Source organism: Bacillus sp. BC05(2025), from assembly GCF_056725905.1.
In genome coordinates this window covers 316,627-336,180 of sequence record NZ_JBWYRA010000002.1, presented here as the reverse complement: position 1 = coordinate 336,180, position 19,554 = coordinate 316,627, and the positions used below count along the sequence as shown (strand labels likewise).

The window sequence follows — 19,554 nt, the reverse complement described above, 5'->3', positions numbered from 1 at the left end:
ACGTTCCCACCCTAGAATTCATTGTAAATAAATGTACTTGTGTTTGTATCATGGAATCCATACAACCAAAGTAATGCAAATAAAATTGCAAGGTAATAAACCGTCTTTGCAACCCATTGTGTGAGTGGTCGAGACCATATCTCTTTTAATCTTTCCATGTCTTTCCCTCTCTTAATGAAATAATAGCTCTTTGTAGGTATCATGTCCTACATTATTGTGAAAAAAACAAAATTCCACATTTTAGGTAAAAATAAGTCAAAAGGCTCTTTTCTGATATTAGCACTAAATACTAAAAAAGAAAATCCCTAACTTAGCAATTATATTACATTCAGCATCAATTTGTAATGGGTTTGACATGTAAATAGAAAGTGGATTGTGTGAATACATAAAAGTGGACTATAAGAATACGTAAAAATATAGTATTTGCGCTTATTAGTCATTCGAGACGGAATAAACTTTTACAGTTCTAACTCTTTTGAAAAGGGGGAATTTATTATGAATAGAGTGTGGGAAAATCTAATTTCGGAAGAAAATATTGTGAAATGGAGACGACATTTCCACAAGTATCCGGAATTATCATTTCATGAAAAAGAAACTTCGCAATTTATATATGACACGTTATGCTCATTTTCTTCTTATGAAGTAACGAGACCGACGAAGTATAGTGTACTAGCAATTAAAAGAGGAACGGAACAAGGGAAAGTGATTGCGATTCGAGCTGATATAGATGCTTTGCCAATTCAAGAGGAGACAAGTAAATCTTATACGTCTGTAAATAAAGGAGTGATGCATGCATGTGGGCATGATGCTCACGCCGCTATTTTGTTAAGTACAGCAGAGGCACTAGCAAATATAAAGGAAGATTTTGCAGGTGAAATTCGTCTATTCTTTCAGCACGCGGAAGAGGTGTATCCTGGCGGGGGAAAAGAAATGGTTGAGGCAGGCGTGATGGACGGTGTTGATTATGTAATAGGTTTACATGTTATGTCAGGACTTGAGAGCGGGAAGATTGGAATTGCGTACGGTCCGATGATGGCGGCACCAGACGTATTTACAGTTGAAATTCAAGGGAAAGGGGGACATGCGGCAAGGCCAGAAGAAACGATAGATCCTATTGCTATCGGAGCACAGATTATTACAAATTTACAACATATCGTATCAAGAAATACAAGTGCTTTCATGCAAAGAGTCGTTTCAGTTACGCAGTTTCATGGGGGAATGGCTGATAATATCATCCCTAGTGCAGCAACTTTAATGGGAACTGTTCGTTCATTTAATCAAGCATTAAGGGTGGAAGCAGAAGAGAAAATTGAGAAAATCGTGAAAGGAATTACAAGAGCACATGGAGGCGAGTATACATATTCGTATCGATATGGATATGATCCGGTCATTAATGATGAATATATTACGAAAGTAGTAGAAGAAAGTGCACTACATTTGTTTGGGAATGAGCGTGTTGTGAAGCTTGAACCTTCTATGGGAGGAGAGGATTTTTCAGCATATTTAAGAAAAGCACCTGGTTGTTTCATTAAATTAGGGACTGGTAATAAAACGATAGATACTTGCTACCCGCATCATCATCCAAAATTTGATGTAGATGAATCAGCGCTAATTTATGGAGTGGAACTATTTTTAGAGACAGCGATAAGACTACTAAAATCATAGAAAAGTATAAAAAAAGGCAACTGCGCTCTATCGCAGTTGCTTTTATTTCTTTCCGTCAGAGAGGGCTGAGAAAGAACTATGCTCATTTATAGTATATGAATAGCTAACGGACAAGCTTGTACATTTTAATCATTTTTTTTAAAATAGTTGTTGACAGTGATAATCAATGTCAATTAATCTAAAGGTAATTGAAATTGATAATTATTATCAATAGGATGGATGCGACATGTTAATGAGAAAAAAATTTCACCTTCTGCGGAGGGGATTAAAAGATAAAAATAAAGAAGTTGATCAGCATATGGAATGGCAACGAAATGTAATTCGTTCAGAATATGTAGATGAGAAGAAGAGCATTCAAACAGAAAAAGAGATACAAAGTAAAGGGAGAGGTTCAGTTGAGTAAGTTAGTAATGATTTTTGCAAGTATGAGTGGAAATACAGAGGAAATGGCTGATCATATTGCTGGCGTGATTCGTGAAACAGAAAATGAAATTGAAGTGATTGATATTATGGATTCACCAGAAGCTTCTATACTAGAACAGTATGATGGAATTATTTTAGGTGCATACACTTGGGGAGATGGTGACCTTCCTGATGATTTCTTAGATTTTTATGACGCAATGGATTCTATTGATTTAACTGGGAAAAAAGCGGCGGTCTTCGGATCATGTGATTCGGCCTATCCGAAGTACGGCGTAGCGGTTGACATTTTAATAGAAAAGCTACAAGAACGCGGAGCCACAGTTGTGTTAGAGGGACTAAAAGTAGAATTAACGCCAGAAGATGAAGATGTAGAAAAATGTTTACAGTTTGGAGCTGAATTTGTAAAACACCTTTCTTAATGGCAGAAGGGAGATGAAGAGCAAGTGCACGAGAAAATCGCAATCAAAACGATGACAGATTATCATTTGTATGATTTTATGCGTTGTCCGCATAAATTTTATTTTCGTCATATAAAAAGAAGAGAACCTTCTTCGTTTGAATGGCAACAAATCGCACAAATGATTGTGAATCGAATTATTAACGAATATTACACACTACCTGTGGGCCAACAAACGAAAATTGTACTTTTAATATTAATAGAAAAGTATTGGAAAAAAGTAAGGGTTAATATGTTTGCTTCGAAGGCGGAGTATTATATTGTGTTAGCGAAGCTAACAGATCACTTATTACAGTTTGTTGAAAGAGAGGATAGTCAGACACCGCCGTTATTTTTGTATGAAAAATTTCAAACATATATGGAAGAGTTAGGTGTCCACATGTCATTGACATTAGAAATTGGTGAGTGGAGTACTAAGTCGTTTGTAATTAAAAAGTATGTTGTCGATGCGGATGAGGAAATGCTTGCTCTTTGTCAAAAGTTAATGACAGTATTTAGTTATAAAGCTTTCGGCATTCTTCCAGGAAAAATTGAAGTAATTAATTTAATAGAAGGAACCAAGTATGAGTACATTCCGAAACAGGAAGATATTATAACTGGAATGGCTGATTTATCTAGAATGAAAGAAATGTTGCAGCAACCTGAGCATTATACAGAGCGTCAGTTTCGTTCTGAGTGTATAAGTTGTGCATTTCGTAGCGAATGCCAAGGGGAAGAAGTAAAGAAAGAAGCGGAGCAGAAGAAAAATATCGTACATTAATGGATGCAATGTTGCATCCTTTTTTATTATTGACATGAAAAGCTTTTCATCATTTACCGTATATTTGTAGCAGATTTTAATAAAGTGAAACTTTAATCAGTGGGGGTTTTCTTCATCCCCCACTGATTATTAGTTGAACCAATCGGACTTTTATGGGCAGTTGATCCCCCGCCTAACTTCTTTGCTTTCGCTGAATTTGGAGGTGGGGGTCTTACTGCCCATTAAAGCGGGATAAAGGGAGGAATAATCAATGAAAGATGAAACGCAAGTATTTCAATGGTTAAAAGAACAGAATGCCCCTTTTGGAATTCAACTGCAAATTTTACAGGCATTTCAACTGTATAAAGTCATTGTTGAAATGGATAAAAGGCTAATGTTGTATGAGGAGAGAGAGCAGAGGGAGAGAATGTAATCTCATCCCTGCAGTATTATTTTCAGTTGTTCTATACCCGATATGAATGCAAGTTCATTCTTATTTTCAAAGTTATAAATTATATTATGTAGTAAAGGGCTGTATTGATAAAAGGTAGTGATGCGGTGAATGAGTAATGGATCATGGTGTGAAATAAGCATGCTATATTGTTCATATACTGATGTAGTAAATTCATGTCCAAAATCATAATATAGCCCAGCAAAGTCAAAGGCAGGATCTCCCATTTGAGCATCACCAAAATCGATAATCCCTGAAATGGTTTTATTTTGTTTATCAAATAAAATGTGATGATGTGTAAAGTCAGCATGAATAATAGTATTTTGAAAAGTGGATGTATCGATACATGTAAAGAAATTTTCAAATAACCGATTTAAAGATGAATGCTGTAACGAAGTAAGACGGTTAGTAACATACTGATTTAACTTAGTTTGTAGCTCTTTCCAGTAGGTAAGTGTTTTTTCAACAGGGAACCCTAACGTTGTACCTTGTTTTACAGGAATACTATGTAGAGTTGCAAGGAAGGTAGCTAATTGTGTAATAATAGTTTTCAGTTCTTTATCCTCAAGCTTGGTAACTGTGTCTGTTTTTAATGGTTCACCATGAATGAGCATGTAGTAACTACAAAGTGGAACCGCATCAGCATCATTTCTATATAATAGGTGATAGTGTGGAACCTTAATTTCATGTAGTGAATAAGAGAGAAGTGTGCATAGTTCTTTTTCTACCGGAATGCGCATTGCATATTCTTGTTTTCGCGGGAAACGAAACAGTAGCTCATCATTTACTATAATCGCTACATTATCCCACCCTTCTTCATTTTTTTTATAGGAATGTATAGAAAGACTAGGAAAAGCTTCTTTTATATATTGTTTGTAAGAGTCCATAATTGTTCCTCATTTCTAAGTTAAGTTATTGCACTTTATGATATCAGAATTTTCTTTCTATATGTTAAAATATAACTATCATTATAAAGGAGGGTGGGAGTATTACGAAGAAAAGACTATTAATCACTTCTCTATGTATCGCTTTTGGATTGTTTTGGTCATATAAAGAGGCGGTTTTCGCTAGCTATAAACCGATTGATCAGTACGGATTAAATAAGAGGTTACAGAACAAAAGTATAGGAACTTTAACTCATAATGAAATGAAAAAGGTAGGAGAACATTTTGTGACAGATCAACTATCAGTGTTTTCGTTTCATAATAAAGAAGATGTGAAACGAAAAGGTGAAGAAATATTTGTAAATAGAGGGTATGAGCAATTAATGAAAAATTATTATCCAAATCGTTTTCAGGATTTAGAGTATAAATTTATAAACGAGGAGATACGTGAAGTGATGAATGAAGGTTTTCTCTATAAAACTGTAGCATACGTTGCGGGTACTGAAAATGGTAAGAGAAGCGAAATGAAATTGAATTATGAAATGAAAATCGTAAAGGTTAATAATATATTTAAAGTGTTAGAACAAAAACAGTACGTACAATAAAGTACTATAAATAGCGGTATAAAAAAATCCCCCAGTTCTTTGAGGGATTCTAAAGGTTTTCATTTTGTTGACCAATTTCTTTTTGAGCAATATATAAATTTCCTTGCTCGACTTGTTTCTGAGTAAGAACAGAATCACCTGCATACCCTTTTTCTGTTTTTACAGTTCTTTTTGAACGATTGGAATCTTGTTTCTTCATATAATAAATCACCTTCCATCAAAAATAAACGAAAATGATAAGCACGAGTAATACAGCAGCAAAAATGGTAATCCCCATTAAAAACGAAGTGTTTTTATATTTAGGTGGCTTATGTACATCTTGCCGATATCCAGGTGAAATTTCAGGGGCGAATTCTTCATCGAATGCTCGCTTTTTTTCTTGTTCGTCCATATGTATCCACCTTTCTTTTTCATTATGTTATACGTTTAAAGAAAAAATATGCATAAAGAAAACCGCCCTCTATCGTGAGCGGCGGTTTTCTATTGTATATTTTCTTTGCACTTGAAAGAGACGGATAAGAAGGAAGATGGCGCCAAATGCTAGACCGATAATAAGACCAATCCAATACCCTTTTGCTGCCCAGTCCGTATACGTTGCTAATACATAACCGAGAGGGAGACCGATTACCCAATAAGCGATTAATGTCATAATTAAGGAAACGTTTACGTCTTTATAACCACGTAGTGCCCCTTGTACAGGAGTTGCAATTGCATCTGAAATTTGAAATAAAATCGCAAATATAAGAAATTCTTTTGCTAAATGATGAACTTGTACATCTGTCGTATAAATAGAAGCAATTTCATCATCAAAGAAGTAAAGAAGAATGGAATATAATAGGGCGAATGCAAGTGCTAAGCCAATCCCAATAAACCCATATTGTTTTGCGTTATTATATCGTTTCGCCCCAACTTCGAATCCAACAGCAATAGTCATTGCCATTGCTAAACTTAAAGGAGTCATATAGAGCAAGGAAGCGAAATTCATAGCTGCTTGATGAGCTGCGATTGTTGTCGTGCTAAAATTACTCATCATAAGTGTTACTGCAGCGAAAATACTCGTTTCAAAAAAGATAGCAAATCCGATAGGGACGCCAAGTTTTAAGAATTCTTTCCAACTAGAAAGAGAAGGGCGATATAATTGTTTAAAGATATGGAAAGATGCAAAAGGCTCTTTCGTACGAATAATCATAACGGTAATAATTAAAATGCACCAATAAGTTGCTGCAGAAGCAATTGCTGCTCCGACACCACCGAGTTTTGGAAAACCGAAATGACCGAAAATTAATACATAATTTAATACTACGTTAATAGGTAATGACAGTAACGTAATAATCATCGTTGTGCGAGTTTTTCCTAATGCATCAATAAATCCACGTAAAACAGTGTAAGTAAATAAAGGAATAATTCCAATTGCGATAATACTTAAAAATTGTGCTGCAATACGTTCTACCGGTTCTTCTAATCGCATGCCATTTAAAATGGGTGTAACAGCGAAGAATCCAATAAGGATAACGACGAAGCTAGCGCAAATTGCTAAATAGACTGCCTGTATGACGACTTGGGGAACATCTTCTTTTTTCTTGGATCCAACGAGCTGCGCAACAATTGGAGTAGTGGCCATCAAAATTCCTGTTAATCCGGTACTAACTGGAATCCATATACTCGTTCCAATAGCGACACCTGCTAAATCAATAGGACTTGCATGCCCTGACATTGTTGTATCAAAAAAGCTCATTGCAAATAATGACATTTGCGTTACGAAAATCGGAAAAAATAGTAATACAAATTGCTTTAATTTTTGTGAGAATGTACTAGTTTCTTTCATAAAATCTCCTTTCTACGTAAAAAAGAAAACTCTTACTATCATACAATTTAATCAAAAAATAGAAAAGGAATAAGCTTATTAAAACTACGGTTTGACTATAAAAAAGGATGCACTTTGAAAGGGGATAAGGTATTATGGTAAGGTATGAAAAAATTACATATTATTAGTTATTAAGGAGGCACTACTCGTGGCTGATTGGTTAATTGGAATAATCATGGGTGCTGTTGAAGGTTTAACAGAGTTTTTACCAGTATCATCAACAGGACATATGATTTTAACAGGTCATTTACTTGGATTTGACGACGAGAGAGCGAAAGTTTTCGAAGTTGTTATTCAATTGGGATCGATTTTAGCAGTTGTTGTTATATTTTGGAAACGCTTATGGTCTTTAGTAGGTATAGGGAAAGTAACAGATGGACCATCGTTAAATTTATTACATATTATTATCGGGATGATTCCTGCCGGCATACTTGGCGTATTATTCCATAGTGCGATTAAAGAAGTTTTATTTGGGCCAGGCCCAGTTGTCATTAGTTTAGTGGCTGGTGGTATTTTAATGATTGTTGCTGAGAAGTTTTCGAAACCAAGTACAGCAAGAACATTAGATGAAATCACATATAAGCAAGCATTTACAATTGGAATGTTCCAATGTTTAGCACTTTGGCCAGGATTTTCTCGTTCTGGATCTACAATAAGTGGTGGTTTATTAGCTCGCGTGTCACATACAGCGGCAGCTGAATATACATTCATTTTAGCAGTACCAATGATGGTAGCTGCAAGTGGCTTAGATTTAATTAAAAGCTGGGATATATTAAGTGCGGCTGATCTACCGTTATTTGCAACAGGATTTATTACAGCATTCGTTGTTGCGATGCTTGCAATTGTTTCATTCTTAAAATTATTATCTCGTGTAAAACTAACACCGTTTGCTTACTATCGTTTCATTTTAGCTGCGGTATTCTATTTCTTCATTATGTAATAAAAAAAACTGCCGGGTTCGGCAGTTTTTTTATTTTACTACTTTTTCCATCATGCTTTCCATTACGTGTTCCCAAAGAGAGGTATCATCCGCTAATGTAGCACGGAAATTAGCGTACATTTCTTTTTGTTTCTCTTCGAATGTTGGATCTTCTTTTTCAGGCAATGTAGCGCGCATTGAAGTTACTAATTCTTGTACTTTTGGAGCACGTGGTCCCCAAACAGCTTGTTCATTTCCATCTTTATCAATGAAAATAAAGATTGGAATCGCACGTGCTGTTCCATTTGTTAAATATTGATCCATTAATTCTAAGTTTTCATCGCGAATTAATAATGACATATCAATATTTGCAACTTCAGAAATTCGTTTCATAACAGGTACGCATAAAAGAGCGTCACCACACCAATCAGCTGTTAATACGATAACACGCCAACCATCATTTTGACGTTCTTCTAATACAGGAAGTAATTCATTTGGAATTAAAAAGTTATTGTAAATGTGCAGTAGCTCGTATTGATTTACTTTCATTTCATTTACATATGTATCAAAGGACATACCTTTATCAGCCCATTGTTGTAAGTTCATAAGTAACACCTCTTTAGTATGATTTGCTTTCATTGTACCAATTTTTATATAGAAAAGCTTGTATTCTTACTCTTTCTTGTCACTTAATAATTTATTTAATAGGAAAAGGAATAGTACGACACATAATTCAGCTATGTTGGACAGTTGTACGCTCTCTATCCAGCCATCAGCGGTATGAATGACGAACCAATCTAGCGTAATTTCAATGATTGCGAAAAGGGGAATAGAAAGCCAATTTGGCATGTTTTGTGTCATTGGATATAGCAGTGCCTTGAAGAAACTGAAGATGAAAAATATAATACCGTCTAAGAAAGTAATTAATAAAAAAAATAGAAGTAAGGCAGTGCGCGACCTATACTCTACACCAGTAATATGAAAGATTCCTACATATACAAAAAATATAAATGCAAAAATTATAATGAGGAACAGAATAATAAAACCAATAATCAAAATTTTATCTTTTAGATTAAAATTAGAAAATTTCTCTTCTTCGCCCACTATTCCAACTCCTTTTTTTGGAAAATCAACTTCATTTTATCATGAAATGTCTATTAAAAAACTACGAATTATGGGAAAATAAGATGACAAAAAGTAAGATTTCATGTAAGATTATTAATAAGGTTTTTATTTAACTAAATGAAATAAAAGGAGCTGTCAAAGTTGTCTCAAAATCGAGAGCAATTAATGGAAGAACTATCGACAAATGTTTTTGCTATGTTCCGCACGTTGCGTAATGATATTGGAAAAATATTTGGTGGTTACATACCATGGAATGAGTTCATCGTCCTTAGAATATTGAATCGCACGAATAAAGAAATGGTATCACGTGTAGCGAATGAGTTAAATGTGTCGAATAGTCATATTACAGCTGTTACAGAAAAATTAATTAATAAAGGTTTTGTAACTCGTTCACGTTCTACGTCAGATCGCCGAGTTGTATATTTAGAAATCACAGAACAAGGCAAAGATTTAGTTGCGAAAATGGAAGGCGCGAAAAAACAATATTTACAAGAAAGATTCTCTATGCTTTCAGAAGAAGAAATGAATATAATGATAGCTATTTCTAAAAAACTTATTTAATTCATTATAAGTAAGAAAACGCTTACGCAGTAAAGGAGAAGCCCTTCCTTATATGAGGAAGAGCTTCTTTCGTATGTAAAAGATTATAAAAAAGAAAATATGTAACATACTACTAGTAAAGGAAGGGGGCAGAAATATGACTAATCGAAATGGTAGTAAAGGAAGCGGAAATCAAGGCTCACCGAAATCAGGTCAATTTCAGCAAGAGTTTAGCACTGAATTTGAGACTGGTAATGATAACAAAGGAAAAGAATATCGTTCGAAAAAAGGAAGTAAATCAAAAAAGGAGTGAAATAATTCACTCCTTTTTTGATTTAAGATGCTGCAGATTGATCTGTATTATATTTTTCTTCTGATTTTGCTACAATCATTGCGCAAATTGCATCACCAGAAATGTTTACAGCTGTTCGTGACATATCTAGAATACGGTCAATACCGATAATTAAGGCAATGCCTTCTACTGGTAGATTTACTTGATTTAAAACCATTGTCAGCATTACGAGTCCAACACCTGGTACACCAGCAGTGCCGATACTAGCTAGTACAGCAGTTAATACGACGACAGCTAATTGGGAAATAGTAAGCTCGACCCCGTATACTTGAGCGATAAACACAGTTGCAACGCCTTGCATAATGGCAGTACCATCCATATTAATCGTTGCACCTAGTGGTTGTACAAAAGAACTTATCGCTTTTGGAACGCCAAGTTTTTCTTGTGCGGTTTTCATTGCAAACGGAAGAGATGCATTAGAGCTAGATGTACTAAATCCAATCGCCATGACCGGTCCGAAATGTTTAAAGAAACGGACAATGCTTTCTTTTGCTAATACCTTTAATAGTCCACCATATACGAAGACGCCGTGAATAATAAGTACTAGCATAACGACAATCATATACTTGAACATCGCAGCGACGCCTGCAAGACCCATTTTACCAACGGATGAAGCAAGCAACCCGAATGTTCCAATTGGAGCTAATTTCATAACGAGATTAACGAGATACATCATTAATTCGTTGCCCTGTTCAAGTAATGAATGGATACCTTGGACACGTTTTCCTAAAATTGCTATACCAAGTCCAATTAATACGGCAAAGGCAATAATTTGTAACATGTTTCCATCAGCCATCGCTTTTGCTGGATTATCTGGTACGATATTTAGCAATGTGTCGACGAAAGATGTTTCGGTTTTTTCACCTTCATATTTAAGCCCTTCGGTTTTAAAGTTACCGCCAGATCCTGGTTGTATAATAAGTGCGAAAGTAACTGCAATGGAAATTGCAACGGCTGTAGTTACAAGAAAGAATGAAATTGATTTTAAGCCGATTCGTCCAAGTTGCTTCGGGTCTCCAAGCCCAGCAGTTCCAAGCACAATAGATATAAATACAACGGGAACAACTAGCATTTTAATGAGGCGAATAAATAATTGACCAAGTGGATTGAACACATATTGATTTAATGGTTCAAAAATGGATGGCGCAGCTAAATTTAAGGTGAGACCGACAACTAAACCGAGAAATAATGCAATTAAGATTGCTTTTGTTTGTTTCAATATAACCCCCCTTATTTTGTGAAATTACTTTCTACATTAATTGTACCGAAAAACTACCTATTTTGACAATATTTTCTGAATATTTTGTATAAAAATATCTATTTACATATAGATTGTTTTTACTAAAGTAAGCAGAGAAAGTTAAATAATCTATTTAGAAAACAAAATAGACCATCACAAAGGATGGTCTAGGGAAGGGGACAATTTATGTCAATTTAATTAGGGATGGAAGTTGTTCAAGACACTGGGGAATGTCTTATAAATTAGGGAGGAACAACTTCGATACATATACTATAAAAGGTAGATGTGACCCTGATGTGAACATAGAGTGAAAGAGAGAGGAAGTTTTCCATAAAGGATAGAGTAAACAAAAAAATAAGACCATCGAAAATGATGGCCTAAGGAAGGGGACAATTTATGTCAATTTAATTAGGGATGGAAAGCTGTTCAAGACACTGGGGAATGTCTTATAAATTAGGGAGGAACAGCTCCGATACATATACTATAAAAGGTGGATGTGACCAGGGTGTGAACATAGAGTGAAAGGTATGAGAATTTGAGAAATGATAGATATGAAGTTGTTGCTGTAAGAGTTATAGAGTAAAGAAAGAGAATAGAAGCTTTCATTTATCCCGCTATTTTCCGGGCGGTAAGCCCCCCACCTCAAAATTCACCGGTAGCAAAGAAGTTAGGTGGGGGTCGGGCTGATTAAAGTTTCGCTTTATAAGAGGAAATGAAGTGCGAATATAAATAAAAGTTGAAAACTATGAAAAAAAGGATTATGCTCAACTATATTATAAGAGTATAAGGTTTATCCCGCTATGTAAGGTTTCTTATAAGCCTTTAGTTATGAGGGGGAAAAGGGAGTTAGTGAATATGGAAGTAACAAAAAGACAAGGGCTGTATAATCGTTTTATACGATTAAATCCACCACAAATATTAGCATTAGGTTTTTTCTGCTTAATTGTGGTTGGCGGTTTGTTATTAAAGTTACCATTCGCAACGAAAGTACATATTAGTTGGGTAGATGCTTTCTTTACGGCAACGTCAGCAGCAACTGTAACAGGATTAGGAGTAGTAGATACCGCAAGTACATTTACGATGTTTGGCGAAATTGTAATTATGTTTTTAATTCAAACAGGTGGTCTAGGTCTTATGACGATAGCCATTTTAATTGTTTGGGTATTAGGTAAAAAAATCGGATTACGCCATCGCTTATTAATTGGGGAGGCATTTAATCAGACGAATATAGGTGGTCTCGTAAAATTAGTAAAACGTGTCTTTATATTTTCAATTTGTATTGAGTTGATTGGAGTTATCTTTTTATCATTTCGCTTTATTCCAGAGTTTGGCTTTGGAAAAGGTATATATTATAGTATTTTTCACGTAATCGCATCTTATAATAATGCCGGATTTGCACTATGGCCAGATAATTTAACGAGGTATGTAGGCGATCCTATTATTAATATTGGGATCTGCTCTTTAATCGTAATAGGTGGTCTCGGTTTTACTGTATTAATTGATATATGGTATAGCCGTAGTTTTCGAAAATTATCGCTTCATTCCAAAATTATGATTGTTGGAACAGTAGCGCTAAATGTGATAGCGATGATTGTGATTTTTGTATTGGAATATAATAATGTGAAGACGTTAGGGAATTTACCTTTAAATGAAAAGTTATGGGCTTCTTTTTTCCAAGGTATTACTCCTCGTACTGCTGGATTTAATACAGTTGACTACGGGGGGATGGAAGAATCATCTATATTATTTACGATGGTTTTAATGTTTATTGGTGCAGGAAGTGTATCAACAGGTGGAGGGATTAAATTAACAACGTTTGTTATTTTAGTTACATCTGTCCTTTCTTTCTTTAGAAAGAAAGAGGAAATTGTATTATTTCAGCGCACAATAAAAATGTCGACAGTAACGAGAGCGTTAGCGATTGCTGTTGCTAGTCAAATTCTCATTTTTGCAGCAGTATTTGTATTAATGCTAACAGAAAACTTCAGTTTTATTCAGTTACTATTTGAAACAATTTCAGCATTTGGTACAGTAGGATTAACGATGGGGATTACTGCAAAGTTATCAGCGTTTGGAAAATGTATTATTATGTTTGTTATGTTTTGCGGATTAATTGGACCGTTAACACTTGTCTTTTCTTTAGCGCGACCAGCAAAACAAAAAATTAAGTATCCATCGGAAGATGTATTTACAGGATAAGGTATCCCGCATAAGCGAGATACCTTTTTCTTTTTAAAAAAGGGAGAACAATAATCCGATAAGCGCTACTCGGAATAAAATTGCGATGAGTGCTGCAATTCCGCCGACTATCGCAGCGATACCACCAGTTACAGTAGCTCCGCGATTATAAGCGTAAATACCTAGTAATACAGAAACAAGACCAAATAATGTTGGGAAGGTAAAGAGTGATAAGATAGATAAGGCAAGAGCGATAAAGCCAGCAGTTGATCCAGCGGCAGACGATCTCACATCATCTTTATGATCCTTCTCGTCGTAATCATAATCAATGCGCTGTGGTGCAACCTCAGCTGCATATTCTTCTTTATAGTCACTATAATCACTATCTATTCTATCTCTTTTTTTGTACTCATCAAATTTCTCAGTCAAAGTCATGACTCCTTTCATAACAAGGTTCAATAGTAGTATGTATCTCTTTTTCCTTTTTATCCGAGTATGTACAGGGAGTCATATCCATTTAAAAAGTGGAGATTGTTTTTTTGAAATAGTAAAAGTTAGTATGACTTCCTCTATTTTGGAAAGTATAAAAAAGAATAATGAGGAAAGGGTGCAATACATAATGGAACATCCAATTGAAAATTTAATGAAAACAGCAATGACAAATTTAAAAGAGATGGTAGATGTAAATACAATTGTTGGCAGCCCGGTTTCAACAGCTGACGGAAATGTAGTATTAACAGTATCTCAAGTGGCTTTCGGTTTTGGAGCTGGCGGAAGTGATTTTAAAGGTGATTTTATTTCCGAAAAACATAAGAACGGACAAGGGCAACATAAAGAGCACAAACAAAGTCATCCATTTGGAGGCGGGAGCGGGGCTGGGGTTTCTATTAGCCCAGTTGCTTTTTTAGTAGTTGGTTCTAACGGTGTGCAAGTATTGCATCTCAATAGTAGTACACATTTAATTGAGAAGGCTTTAAATACTGTACCAAGCACTGTAGATAAATTTGTAAATAACCGTCAAAAGTGAACTTGCATTTTTTAGGAATTATGATATATTAGAACAAGTGTGCTTTAGGATGATCGGAATAAATGAACTGTAAATATATATGATGTGTGGAATAAGGGAGAGGAATTTATGATTAATATCAAAAACTTAGTAGTTGGCTTATGTATGTTAGTAAGCGGCTTTGTTGTATATGTAATAAAAGAAAAAGCTCCATTCTAAAACAGACAAACCGTTACTGTCTGTTTTTAATTTGTAAAAAATGTTGACAAGTTATTGTATTGATGTTAAAATTTTAATTCGTGTCTCGGTTACAGCTAGTGTAAAGTAAATAAATCTTATAAATATAATACGAAAAGTTTGCGAAAGATCGGGTAATCTTACCAACAACTTTTGTGAACAAACCCTATAAATTATAATTATAGGCTTTATAGGTATACTAGTGAATCAAGGAGCGGTCAGTGGAACCGTAATGATGAGAGAGAGGTAGGGCTTTCATCCAGTATATGTTACTTTCCCGTTAGGTGAATATAAAAAAGAGGACTCCTTTTCAAAAGGAGTCCTCTTTCTTTTTGTAAAATAAATTTAAATACGGCTCTCAACTTGCTGACAAATTTCATCCGTTGTTAAACCATGAGCTGTAATTACCGATCCTTTAATTGATGTATCTGCAATCCCCATCATATTGGAATCTTGCCCAGTTACCACACAACAATCGCAGCCTTGTGCATCCTGTTCAGAGTTAAGGGTAACAACTTCATATCCTTGTTGCTGAAGAGCTTGCTGAACATCTGTTAATGAGTTTTCAACACCGATTCTAGCCATAATTCTCACCTCCTACCATCTAGTTACTAGTATGCTCAAGTACATCGCATATATTTATGCAAAGATGGTAGGAAACATATATTTATCTGCTATTTACCGGTAGTTTGATTAAAGTCCGATTGGTGAAGGCTAATAATCAGTGGAGGATGAAGAAAACCCCCACTGATTAAAGTTTCACTTTATTCAGTCGTTATATACACCAGTAAGCATTTGGCTTACGAATTGATCGTTTAAAGTATCTTGAGCGAAAGAAGTATTTGAATGGATATCAATTGAAGCAATAAAATTATTATGTTCTTTATTATTTGGTTCTACCTCTACATAGTTATCGAATTTACAAAAACCTTTTGTATCCATTAGATCAAATAGTTGAAGCATTTCTACTACCTCTTGTCTCGTTCCTTTAATTTGTACACACGCCATATTGATTTCCTCCTTCATTTTGACAAATTGTTTTTTAAAAATAGGATTATGATTCCGAAATGAAAAATATGAATGTTATTTTTAGACAGCGTTATTTTTATTATTTCCCCCCTTTTTCAGCAAAAGTCGTTGTATATTCCCGAATTTATAAAAACGGACGTCCGTTTATTGAATACAATAGATTCGTATCAATTGATGAAAATCCTTCTTTTAAACAAATATTTTTTTAGTGAAAATTGGCGAAAAAAATTTTTTGACTTTTTGTAAACGTTAACAATGCTGTTAAATCAATATAATCAAAGATGTACGTACGATTAAAGATTATAAATTTTCTAAAAATTCTCTTGATTTATTTAGAAAGGAGAGTAAACTAGGAAACAATAAAAAATTCATAGAACATAGGAGGCGCTTTCCAGTGAACGAGCAATGGATTTTCTTAAATGGAGAATTTGTTCCAAAAGACGAGGCAAAAGTATCAGTATATGATCATGGTTATTTATATGGAGATGGAGTATTTGAAGGAATTAGAGTTTATAGCGGTAATGTTTTCCGTTTGAGAGAGCATCTTGTCAGGTTATATGAATCAGCAAAATCCATCATGTTAGAAATTCCATATTCTTTAGATGAAGTAACGAATATTGTTGTTGAGACGATTCGACAAAATAAATTATTTAATGGATACATTCGCCTAGTTGTATCGCGAGGAGCAGGAAATCTTGGATTAGATCCTGATTCTTGTAAGAAACCGAATGTAGTAGTAATAGCAGAGCAACTATCTTTATTCCCACAAGAATATTATGAAAAAGGGATTCCAGTTGTAACAGTTGCAACGCGCCGAAACCGTCCAGATGTATTGTCGCCTCAAGTAAAATCTTTAAATTACTTAAACAATATTTTAGTTCGCATCGAAGCGAAATTGGCTGGGGTACAAGAAGCGCTTATGTTAAATGATCAAGGATATGTAGCTGAAGGCTCAGGAGATAACGTATTTATTGTAAAAGGAAATAAATTAATTACACCACCAAGTTCTGCTGGAGCGTTAGAAGGTATTACACGAAACGCTATTTTAGAAATTGGTGAAAAACTTGGATATGACGTTAGAGAAGAGTTATTTACAAGACATGATGTATATGTAGCTGATGAAGTATTTTTAACAGGAACAGCAGCTGAAGTAATTGCTGTTACGACAGTAGATGGTAGAACGATTGGTTTAGGGCAAACGGGGCCACATACGAATCGTTTATTAGAAGAATTCCGAAAGTTAGTTATAGAAGATGGAGAGAAAATTTACGAAGAAAATAAAGTTGGATAATAACTCTTTATAACACAAGAAAGCGTTGATAGGGAGGAGTAGTTGATTGTGAAGCCTCACAGAGAGTCGGTGGTTGCTGAAAACCGATGGTTCACGTCGACGAACATCGCCCTTGAGTGCTAAGCTGAAGCATTTGTCTAGGCTTAGACGGTAGCTCCGTTATTAGCTAGACTCATTTATGGGTCACTGAGGCAAGAGTATTCTTGCAAAGAAGGGTGGTACCGCGAAATCTTTCGTCCCTTCAGCACATAGCTGGAGTGTGGACGTAGGATTTTTTTTATTGATAAAAGTTTTTAAAAAGGGGGCTTATAAGAACTATGTCTTCAAAAACGGAAGAGAAACTGGCAACTGGTGCACAGCTATTGTTAGAAGCGCTAGAAAATGAAGGGGTAGAAGTGATTTTCGGTTATCCTGGTGGTGCTGTTTTACCTCTTTATGATGCGCTCTATGACTGTGAAATTCCGCATATTTTAACAAGGCATGAGCAAGGAGCGATTCACGCTGCTGAAGGATATGCCAGAATTACTGGAAATCCAGGGGTTGTCATTGCGACGAGTGGACCAGGTGCTACAAATGTGATTACTGGTCTAGCTGATGCGATGATTGATTCACTACCACTTGTTGTATTTACAGGGCAAGTAGCAACAACGTTAATTGGAAGTGATGCTTTCCAAGAAGCGGATATTATGGGGCTTACGATGCCGGTGACAAAACATAACTATCAAGTGCGAAAGGCTTCAGATTTACCTCGTATTATTAAAGAAGCATTTCATATTTCTAGAACAGGAAGACCAGGCCCAGTCGTTATTGATCTTCCGAAAGATATGGTAGTAGAACAAGGAGAACGATGTAGTGATGTGCAAATGGATTTACCAGGATACAACCCAAATTATGAACCAAATTTACTCCAAATAAACAAATTATTACAAGCAATTAGAACTGCGAATAAGCCGTTAATTTTAGCTGGAGCAGGTGTATTGCATGCGAAAGCATCAAAAGAGTTAACAAGTTTTGCTCGTAAATATGAAATTCCTGTTGTGCATACATTACTTGGTCTCGGTGGCTTTCCACCAGATGATGAACTATTTCTAGGAATGGGAGGAATGCATGGTTCTTACACAGCCAATATGGCGTTATATGAATGTGACTTACTCATTAATGTAGGTGCGAGATTTGATGATCGACTTACAGGGAATTTAGCTTATTTTGCTAAAGAGGCCACTGTCGCACATATCGATATCGATCCAGCAGAAATCGGAAAAAATGTGTCGACTGAAATTCCTATTGTTGCAACTGCTAAGCGGGCATTGGAAGTATTACTTCAACCAGAAGGAAGGAAAGAAAATCATCATGAATGGATCTCTTTATTAAAGAGTAGAAAAGAACAATATCCATTCTCTTATAAAAGAAACTCTGAAAGTATTAAGCCTCAATACGCAATTGATATGTTATATGAAATTACGAAGGGAGAAGCGATTGTAACAACAGATGTTGGGCAACATCAAATGTGGGCAGCCCAATATTATCCGCTGAAAAATCCAGATAAATGGGTAACTTCAGGAGGGTTAGGGACGATGGGATTTGGATTTCCAGCAGCAATTGGTGCGCAAATTGCAAAGCCAGAAGAACTAGTTATTGCAATTGTCGGTGACGCTGGCTTTCAAATGACGCTGCAAGAATTAAGTGTATTAAAAGAACACTCTCTACCAGTTAAAGTATTTATTTTAAATAATGAAGCTTTAGGAATGGTAAGACAATGGCAAGATGAATTTTATAACAAAAGATATTCGCACTCTTTACTATCGTGTCAACCCGATTTCGTCGCTCTTGCGAATGCGTATGGTATAAAAGGGGTTCGGATAGATGATCCACTTCTTGCAAAGAAGCAAATACAGCAGGCGATTGAATTACAAGAACCGGTCGTAATTGATTGCCGTGTACTTCAATCAGAAAAGGTAATGCCGATGGTTGCCCCGGGGAAAGGTGTTCACCAAATGGAGGGAGTGGAAAAAAGGTGAAGAGAATTGTTACAGCGACAGTTCGAAATCAAAGCGGTGTGTTAAACCGAATTACAGGTGTTATGACAAGAAGACATTTTAATATTGAAAGCATTTCAGTAGGTCATACAGAATCATCAGACATATCGCGGATGACGATTGTTGTACACGTTGAAAATGAACAGCAAGTAGAACAGTTAATTAAACAACTTCATAAGCAAATTGATGTTCTGAAAGTATCAGATATTACAGAAGAAGCGATGATAGCAAGAGAACTCGCACTTATTAAAGTAGCAACATCAGTAGCAAGAGCAGAATTATACAGTTTAATTGAGCCGTTTCGAGCCACTGTAATAGATGTTGGGAAGGATTCCATAGTTGTGCAAGTAACAGGTACACAGGAGAAAGTAGAAGCGTTAATTGAATTACTTCGTCCATACGGTCTGAAAGAGATTGCTAGAACAGGTGTAACAGCATTTACACGCAGTATGAAAAAGCAAGATAAGCAAGTGATGTTAATTCAATAATCATTTAAATATAGGGGGAAATGAA

General features: G+C 35.4%; 26 protein-coding genes and 1 other annotated feature. Of the genes, 15 read left to right on the top strand and 11 right to left on the bottom strand.

Going from position 1 to position 19,554, the window contains the following annotated elements; all coding sequences use genetic code 11:
• Window positions 1–11: 11 nt before the first annotated feature.
• On the bottom strand, window positions 12–158 hold the full coding sequence (locus ACZ76X_RS07590; RefSeq protein ID WP_000440293.1) for a teichoic acid D-Ala incorporation-associated protein DltX: 147 nt from the start codon (window positions 156–158) through the stop codon (window positions 12–14).
• Between the two features lie 337 nt (window positions 159–495).
• On the opposite strand from ACZ76X_RS07590, the gene amaA reads away from it, so the two are divergent.
• From amaA to ACZ76X_RS07565, 5 genes are all read left to right on the top strand, one after another.
• Entirely contained in the window at window positions 496–1,665 is a 1,170-nt protein-coding gene (gene amaA, locus ACZ76X_RS07585) for an N-acyl-aliphatic-L-amino acid amidohydrolase (protein WP_479850080.1), read from the top strand.
• Between the two features lie 226 nt (window positions 1,666–1,891).
• Window positions 1,892–2,068, top strand: coding sequence for a hypothetical protein (locus ACZ76X_RS07580; protein ID WP_000929012.1), 177 nt, complete (start codon window positions 1,892–1,894; stop codon window positions 2,066–2,068).
• On the top strand, window positions 2,061–2,507 hold the full coding sequence (locus tag ACZ76X_RS07575; RefSeq protein ID WP_050842948.1) for a flavodoxin: 447 nt from the start codon (window positions 2,061–2,063) through the stop codon (window positions 2,505–2,507). The genes ACZ76X_RS07580 and ACZ76X_RS07575 overlap by 8 nt, the downstream gene beginning before the upstream one ends.
• A 24-nt stretch (window positions 2,508–2,531) precedes the next feature.
• Window positions 2,532–3,305, top strand: coding sequence for a hypothetical protein (locus tag ACZ76X_RS07570; protein WP_479850079.1), 774 nt, complete (start codon window positions 2,532–2,534; stop codon window positions 3,303–3,305).
• A 250-nt stretch (window positions 3,306–3,555) separates the two neighbouring features.
• On the top strand, window positions 3,556–3,717 hold the full coding sequence (locus ACZ76X_RS07565; RefSeq protein WP_098669911.1) for a hypothetical protein: 162 nt from the start codon (window positions 3,556–3,558) through the stop codon (window positions 3,715–3,717).
• A 2-nt stretch (window positions 3,718–3,719) separates the two neighbouring features.
• Here ACZ76X_RS07565 and ACZ76X_RS07560 read toward each other — a convergent pair whose 3' ends face one another.
• Complete coding sequence (locus tag ACZ76X_RS07560; protein WP_479850078.1) at window positions 3,720–4,622, bottom strand: aminoglycoside phosphotransferase family protein; 903 nt, start codon at window positions 4,620–4,622, stop codon at window positions 3,720–3,722.
• An 83-nt stretch (window positions 4,623–4,705) separates the two neighbouring features.
• On the opposite strand from ACZ76X_RS07560, the gene ACZ76X_RS07555 reads away from it, so the two are divergent.
• On the top strand, window positions 4,706–5,224 hold the full coding sequence (locus ACZ76X_RS07555) for a biotin transporter BioY (protein WP_479850435.1): 519 nt from the start codon (window positions 4,706–4,708) through the stop codon (window positions 5,222–5,224).
• Window positions 5,225–5,273: 49 nt separating this feature from the next.
• On the opposite strand, the gene ACZ76X_RS07550 is transcribed toward ACZ76X_RS07555, so the two are convergent.
• The 3 genes from ACZ76X_RS07550 to ACZ76X_RS07540 all read right to left on the bottom strand — a co-directional run bounded on the left by ACZ76X_RS07550 (window position 5,274) and on the right by ACZ76X_RS07540 (window position 7,049).
• Window positions 5,274–5,423, bottom strand: a complete 150-nt coding sequence (locus tag ACZ76X_RS07550) for a hypothetical protein (protein WP_000743738.1) — start codon at window positions 5,421–5,423, stop codon at window positions 5,274–5,276.
• An 18-nt stretch (window positions 5,424–5,441) separates the two neighbouring features.
• The gene (locus tag ACZ76X_RS07545) at window positions 5,442–5,615 is read right to left on the bottom strand and encodes a 2-isopropylmalate synthase (RefSeq protein WP_098669914.1); all 174 of its coding nucleotides are present in this window, start codon (window positions 5,613–5,615) and stop codon (window positions 5,442–5,444) included.
• A 69-nt stretch (window positions 5,616–5,684) separates the two neighbouring features.
• Entirely contained in the window at window positions 5,685–7,049 is a 1,365-nt protein-coding gene (locus ACZ76X_RS07540; protein WP_479850077.1) for an MATE family efflux transporter, read from the bottom strand.
• 187 nt (window positions 7,050–7,236) lie between these two features.
• Between ACZ76X_RS07540 and uppP the strand changes: the two genes are divergently transcribed.
• Entirely contained in the window at window positions 7,237–8,028 is a 792-nt protein-coding gene (uppP, locus tag ACZ76X_RS07535) for a bacitracin resistance undecaprenyl-diphosphatase (RefSeq protein WP_479850076.1), read from the top strand.
• 30 nt (window positions 8,029–8,058) lie between these two features.
• On the opposite strand, the gene ACZ76X_RS07530 is transcribed toward uppP, so the two are convergent.
• On the bottom strand, window positions 8,059–8,646 hold the full coding sequence (locus ACZ76X_RS07530) for a thioredoxin family protein (protein WP_003266558.1): 588 nt from the start codon (window positions 8,644–8,646) through the stop codon (window positions 8,059–8,061).
• 33 nt (window positions 8,647–8,679) lie between these two features.
• Complete coding sequence (locus ACZ76X_RS07525) at window positions 8,680–9,111, bottom strand: YrvL family regulatory protein (protein ID WP_479850075.1); 432 nt, start codon at window positions 9,109–9,111, stop codon at window positions 8,680–8,682.
• Window positions 9,112–9,273: 162 nt separating this feature from the next.
• Here ACZ76X_RS07525 and ACZ76X_RS07520 point away from each other — a divergent pair, with 162 nt between their 5' ends.
• Window positions 9,274–9,693 (top strand): MarR family winged helix-turn-helix transcriptional regulator, encoded by a 420-nt coding sequence (locus tag ACZ76X_RS07520; protein ID WP_306185271.1) that lies wholly within the window; start codon window positions 9,274–9,276, stop codon window positions 9,691–9,693.
• A 136-nt stretch (window positions 9,694–9,829) separates the two neighbouring features.
• Window positions 9,830–9,985 (top strand): hypothetical protein, encoded by a 156-nt coding sequence (locus ACZ76X_RS07515; RefSeq protein ID WP_000184933.1) that lies wholly within the window; start codon window positions 9,830–9,832, stop codon window positions 9,983–9,985.
• Between the two features lie 22 nt (window positions 9,986–10,007).
• Here ACZ76X_RS07515 and ACZ76X_RS07510 read toward each other — a convergent pair whose 3' ends face one another.
• A complete protein-coding gene (locus tag ACZ76X_RS07510; RefSeq protein WP_479850074.1) occupies window positions 10,008–11,243 on the bottom strand; it encodes a dicarboxylate/amino acid:cation symporter in 1,236 nt (411 codons plus the stop codon).
• 876 nt (window positions 11,244–12,119) lie between these two features.
• Between ACZ76X_RS07510 and ACZ76X_RS07505 the strand changes: the two genes are divergently transcribed.
• Window positions 12,120–13,463 (top strand): TrkH family potassium uptake protein, encoded by a 1,344-nt coding sequence (locus tag ACZ76X_RS07505; RefSeq protein ID WP_033656304.1) that lies wholly within the window; start codon window positions 12,120–12,122, stop codon window positions 13,461–13,463.
• Window positions 13,464–13,496: 33 nt separating this feature from the next.
• On the opposite strand, the gene ACZ76X_RS07500 is transcribed toward ACZ76X_RS07505, so the two are convergent.
• The gene (locus tag ACZ76X_RS07500; protein WP_002020776.1) at window positions 13,497–13,889 is read right to left on the bottom strand and encodes an imidazole glycerol phosphate synthase; all 393 of its coding nucleotides are present in this window, start codon (window positions 13,887–13,889) and stop codon (window positions 13,497–13,499) included.
• 112 nt (window positions 13,890–14,001) lie between these two features.
• On the opposite strand from ACZ76X_RS07500, the gene ytfJ reads away from it, so the two are divergent.
• The gene (gene ytfJ, locus ACZ76X_RS07495; RefSeq protein WP_002071000.1) at window positions 14,002–14,469 is read left to right on the top strand and encodes a GerW family sporulation protein; all 468 of its coding nucleotides are present in this window, start codon (window positions 14,002–14,004) and stop codon (window positions 14,467–14,469) included.
• Window positions 14,470–14,577: 108 nt separating this feature from the next.
• A complete protein-coding gene (locus tag ACZ76X_RS07490; RefSeq protein WP_000608225.1) occupies window positions 14,578–14,667 on the top strand; it encodes a hypothetical protein in 90 nt (29 codons plus the stop codon).
• Window positions 14,668–15,030: 363 nt separating this feature from the next.
• Here ACZ76X_RS07490 and ACZ76X_RS07485 read toward each other — a convergent pair whose 3' ends face one another.
• Window positions 15,031–15,270, bottom strand: coding sequence for a YkuS family protein (locus ACZ76X_RS07485; protein ID WP_120449730.1), 240 nt, complete (start codon window positions 15,268–15,270; stop codon window positions 15,031–15,033).
• A gap of 183 nt (window positions 15,271–15,453) precedes the next feature.
• On the bottom strand, window positions 15,454–15,693 hold the full coding sequence (locus ACZ76X_RS07480; protein WP_098670447.1) for a DUF3911 family protein: 240 nt from the start codon (window positions 15,691–15,693) through the stop codon (window positions 15,454–15,456).
• 415 nt (window positions 15,694–16,108) lie between these two features.
• Here ACZ76X_RS07480 and ilvE point away from each other — a divergent pair, with 415 nt between their 5' ends.
• From ilvE to ilvN, 3 genes are all read left to right on the top strand, one after another.
• Window positions 16,109–17,005 carry a branched-chain-amino-acid transaminase gene (ilvE, locus tag ACZ76X_RS07475; protein ID WP_071724144.1) on the top strand — a complete coding sequence of 299 codons (897 nt, stop codon included), beginning with the start codon at window positions 16,109–16,111 and terminating at the stop codon, window positions 17,003–17,005.
• 16 nt (window positions 17,006–17,021) lie between these two features.
• Window positions 17,022–17,249 (top strand) — a binding site (T-box leader).
• Between the two features lie 73 nt (window positions 17,250–17,322).
• Complete coding sequence (ilvB, locus tag ACZ76X_RS07470; RefSeq protein ID WP_479850073.1) at window positions 17,323–19,023, top strand: acetolactate synthase large subunit; 1,701 nt, start codon at window positions 17,323–17,325, stop codon at window positions 19,021–19,023.
• A complete protein-coding gene (ilvN, locus tag ACZ76X_RS07465; protein WP_000822949.1) occupies window positions 19,020–19,529 on the top strand; it encodes an acetolactate synthase small subunit in 510 nt (169 codons plus the stop codon). Before ilvB ends, ilvN begins: the two co-directional genes overlap by 4 nt.
• Window positions 19,530–19,554 lie beyond the last annotated feature (25 nt).

What these genes read in the sequence shown, in the direction of transcription:
- ACZ76X_RS07490 (WP_000608225.1), top strand. Translation starts at nt 14,578, where the DNA reads ATGATTAATATCAAAAACTTAGTAGTTGGCTTATGTATGTTAGTAAGC.
- ACZ76X_RS07505 (WP_033656304.1), top strand. Translation starts at nt 12,120, where the DNA reads ATGGAAGTAACAAAAAGACAAGGGCTGTATAATCGTTTTATACGATTA.
- ACZ76X_RS07590 (WP_000440293.1), bottom strand. Translation starts at nt 158, where the DNA reads ATGGAAAGATTAAAAGAGATATGGTCTCGACCACTCACACAATGGGTT.
- ACZ76X_RS07500 (WP_002020776.1), bottom strand. Translation starts at nt 13,889, where the DNA reads ATGAAAGGAGTCATGACTTTGACTGAGAAATTTGATGAGTACAAAAAA.
- ACZ76X_RS07560 (WP_479850078.1), bottom strand. Translation starts at nt 4,622, where the DNA reads ATGGACTCTTACAAACAATATATAAAAGAAGCTTTTCCTAGTCTTTCT.
- ilvB (WP_479850073.1), top strand. Translation starts at nt 17,323, where the DNA reads ATGTCTTCAAAAACGGAAGAGAAACTGGCAACTGGTGCACAGCTATTG.
- ytfJ (WP_002071000.1), top strand. Translation starts at nt 14,002, where the DNA reads ATGACTTCCTCTATTTTGGAAAGTATAAAAAAGAATAATGAGGAAAGG.
- ACZ76X_RS07480 (WP_098670447.1), bottom strand. Translation starts at nt 15,693, where the DNA reads ATGGCGTGTGTACAAATTAAAGGAACGAGACAAGAGGTAGTAGAAATG.
- amaA (WP_479850080.1), top strand. Translation starts at nt 496, where the DNA reads ATGAATAGAGTGTGGGAAAATCTAATTTCGGAAGAAAATATTGTGAAA.
- ACZ76X_RS07580 (WP_000929012.1), top strand. Translation starts at nt 1,892, where the DNA reads ATGTTAATGAGAAAAAAATTTCACCTTCTGCGGAGGGGATTAAAAGAT.
- ACZ76X_RS07515 (WP_000184933.1), top strand. Translation starts at nt 9,830, where the DNA reads ATGACTAATCGAAATGGTAGTAAAGGAAGCGGAAATCAAGGCTCACCG.
- ACZ76X_RS07530 (WP_003266558.1), bottom strand. Translation starts at nt 8,646, where the DNA reads ATGAAAGCAAATCATACTAAAGAGGTGTTACTTATGAACTTACAACAA.
- ACZ76X_RS07545 (WP_098669914.1), bottom strand. Translation starts at nt 5,615, where the DNA reads ATGGACGAACAAGAAAAAAAGCGAGCATTCGATGAAGAATTCGCCCCT.
- ACZ76X_RS07565 (WP_098669911.1), top strand. Translation starts at nt 3,556, where the DNA reads ATGAAAGATGAAACGCAAGTATTTCAATGGTTAAAAGAACAGAATGCC.
- ACZ76X_RS07550 (WP_000743738.1), bottom strand. Translation starts at nt 5,423, where the DNA reads ATGAAGAAACAAGATTCCAATCGTTCAAAAAGAACTGTAAAAACAGAA.
- ACZ76X_RS07540 (WP_479850077.1), bottom strand. Translation starts at nt 7,049, where the DNA reads ATGAAAGAAACTAGTACATTCTCACAAAAATTAAAGCAATTTGTATTA.
- ACZ76X_RS07485 (WP_120449730.1), bottom strand. Translation starts at nt 15,270, where the DNA reads ATGGCTAGAATCGGTGTTGAAAACTCATTAACAGATGTTCAGCAAGCT.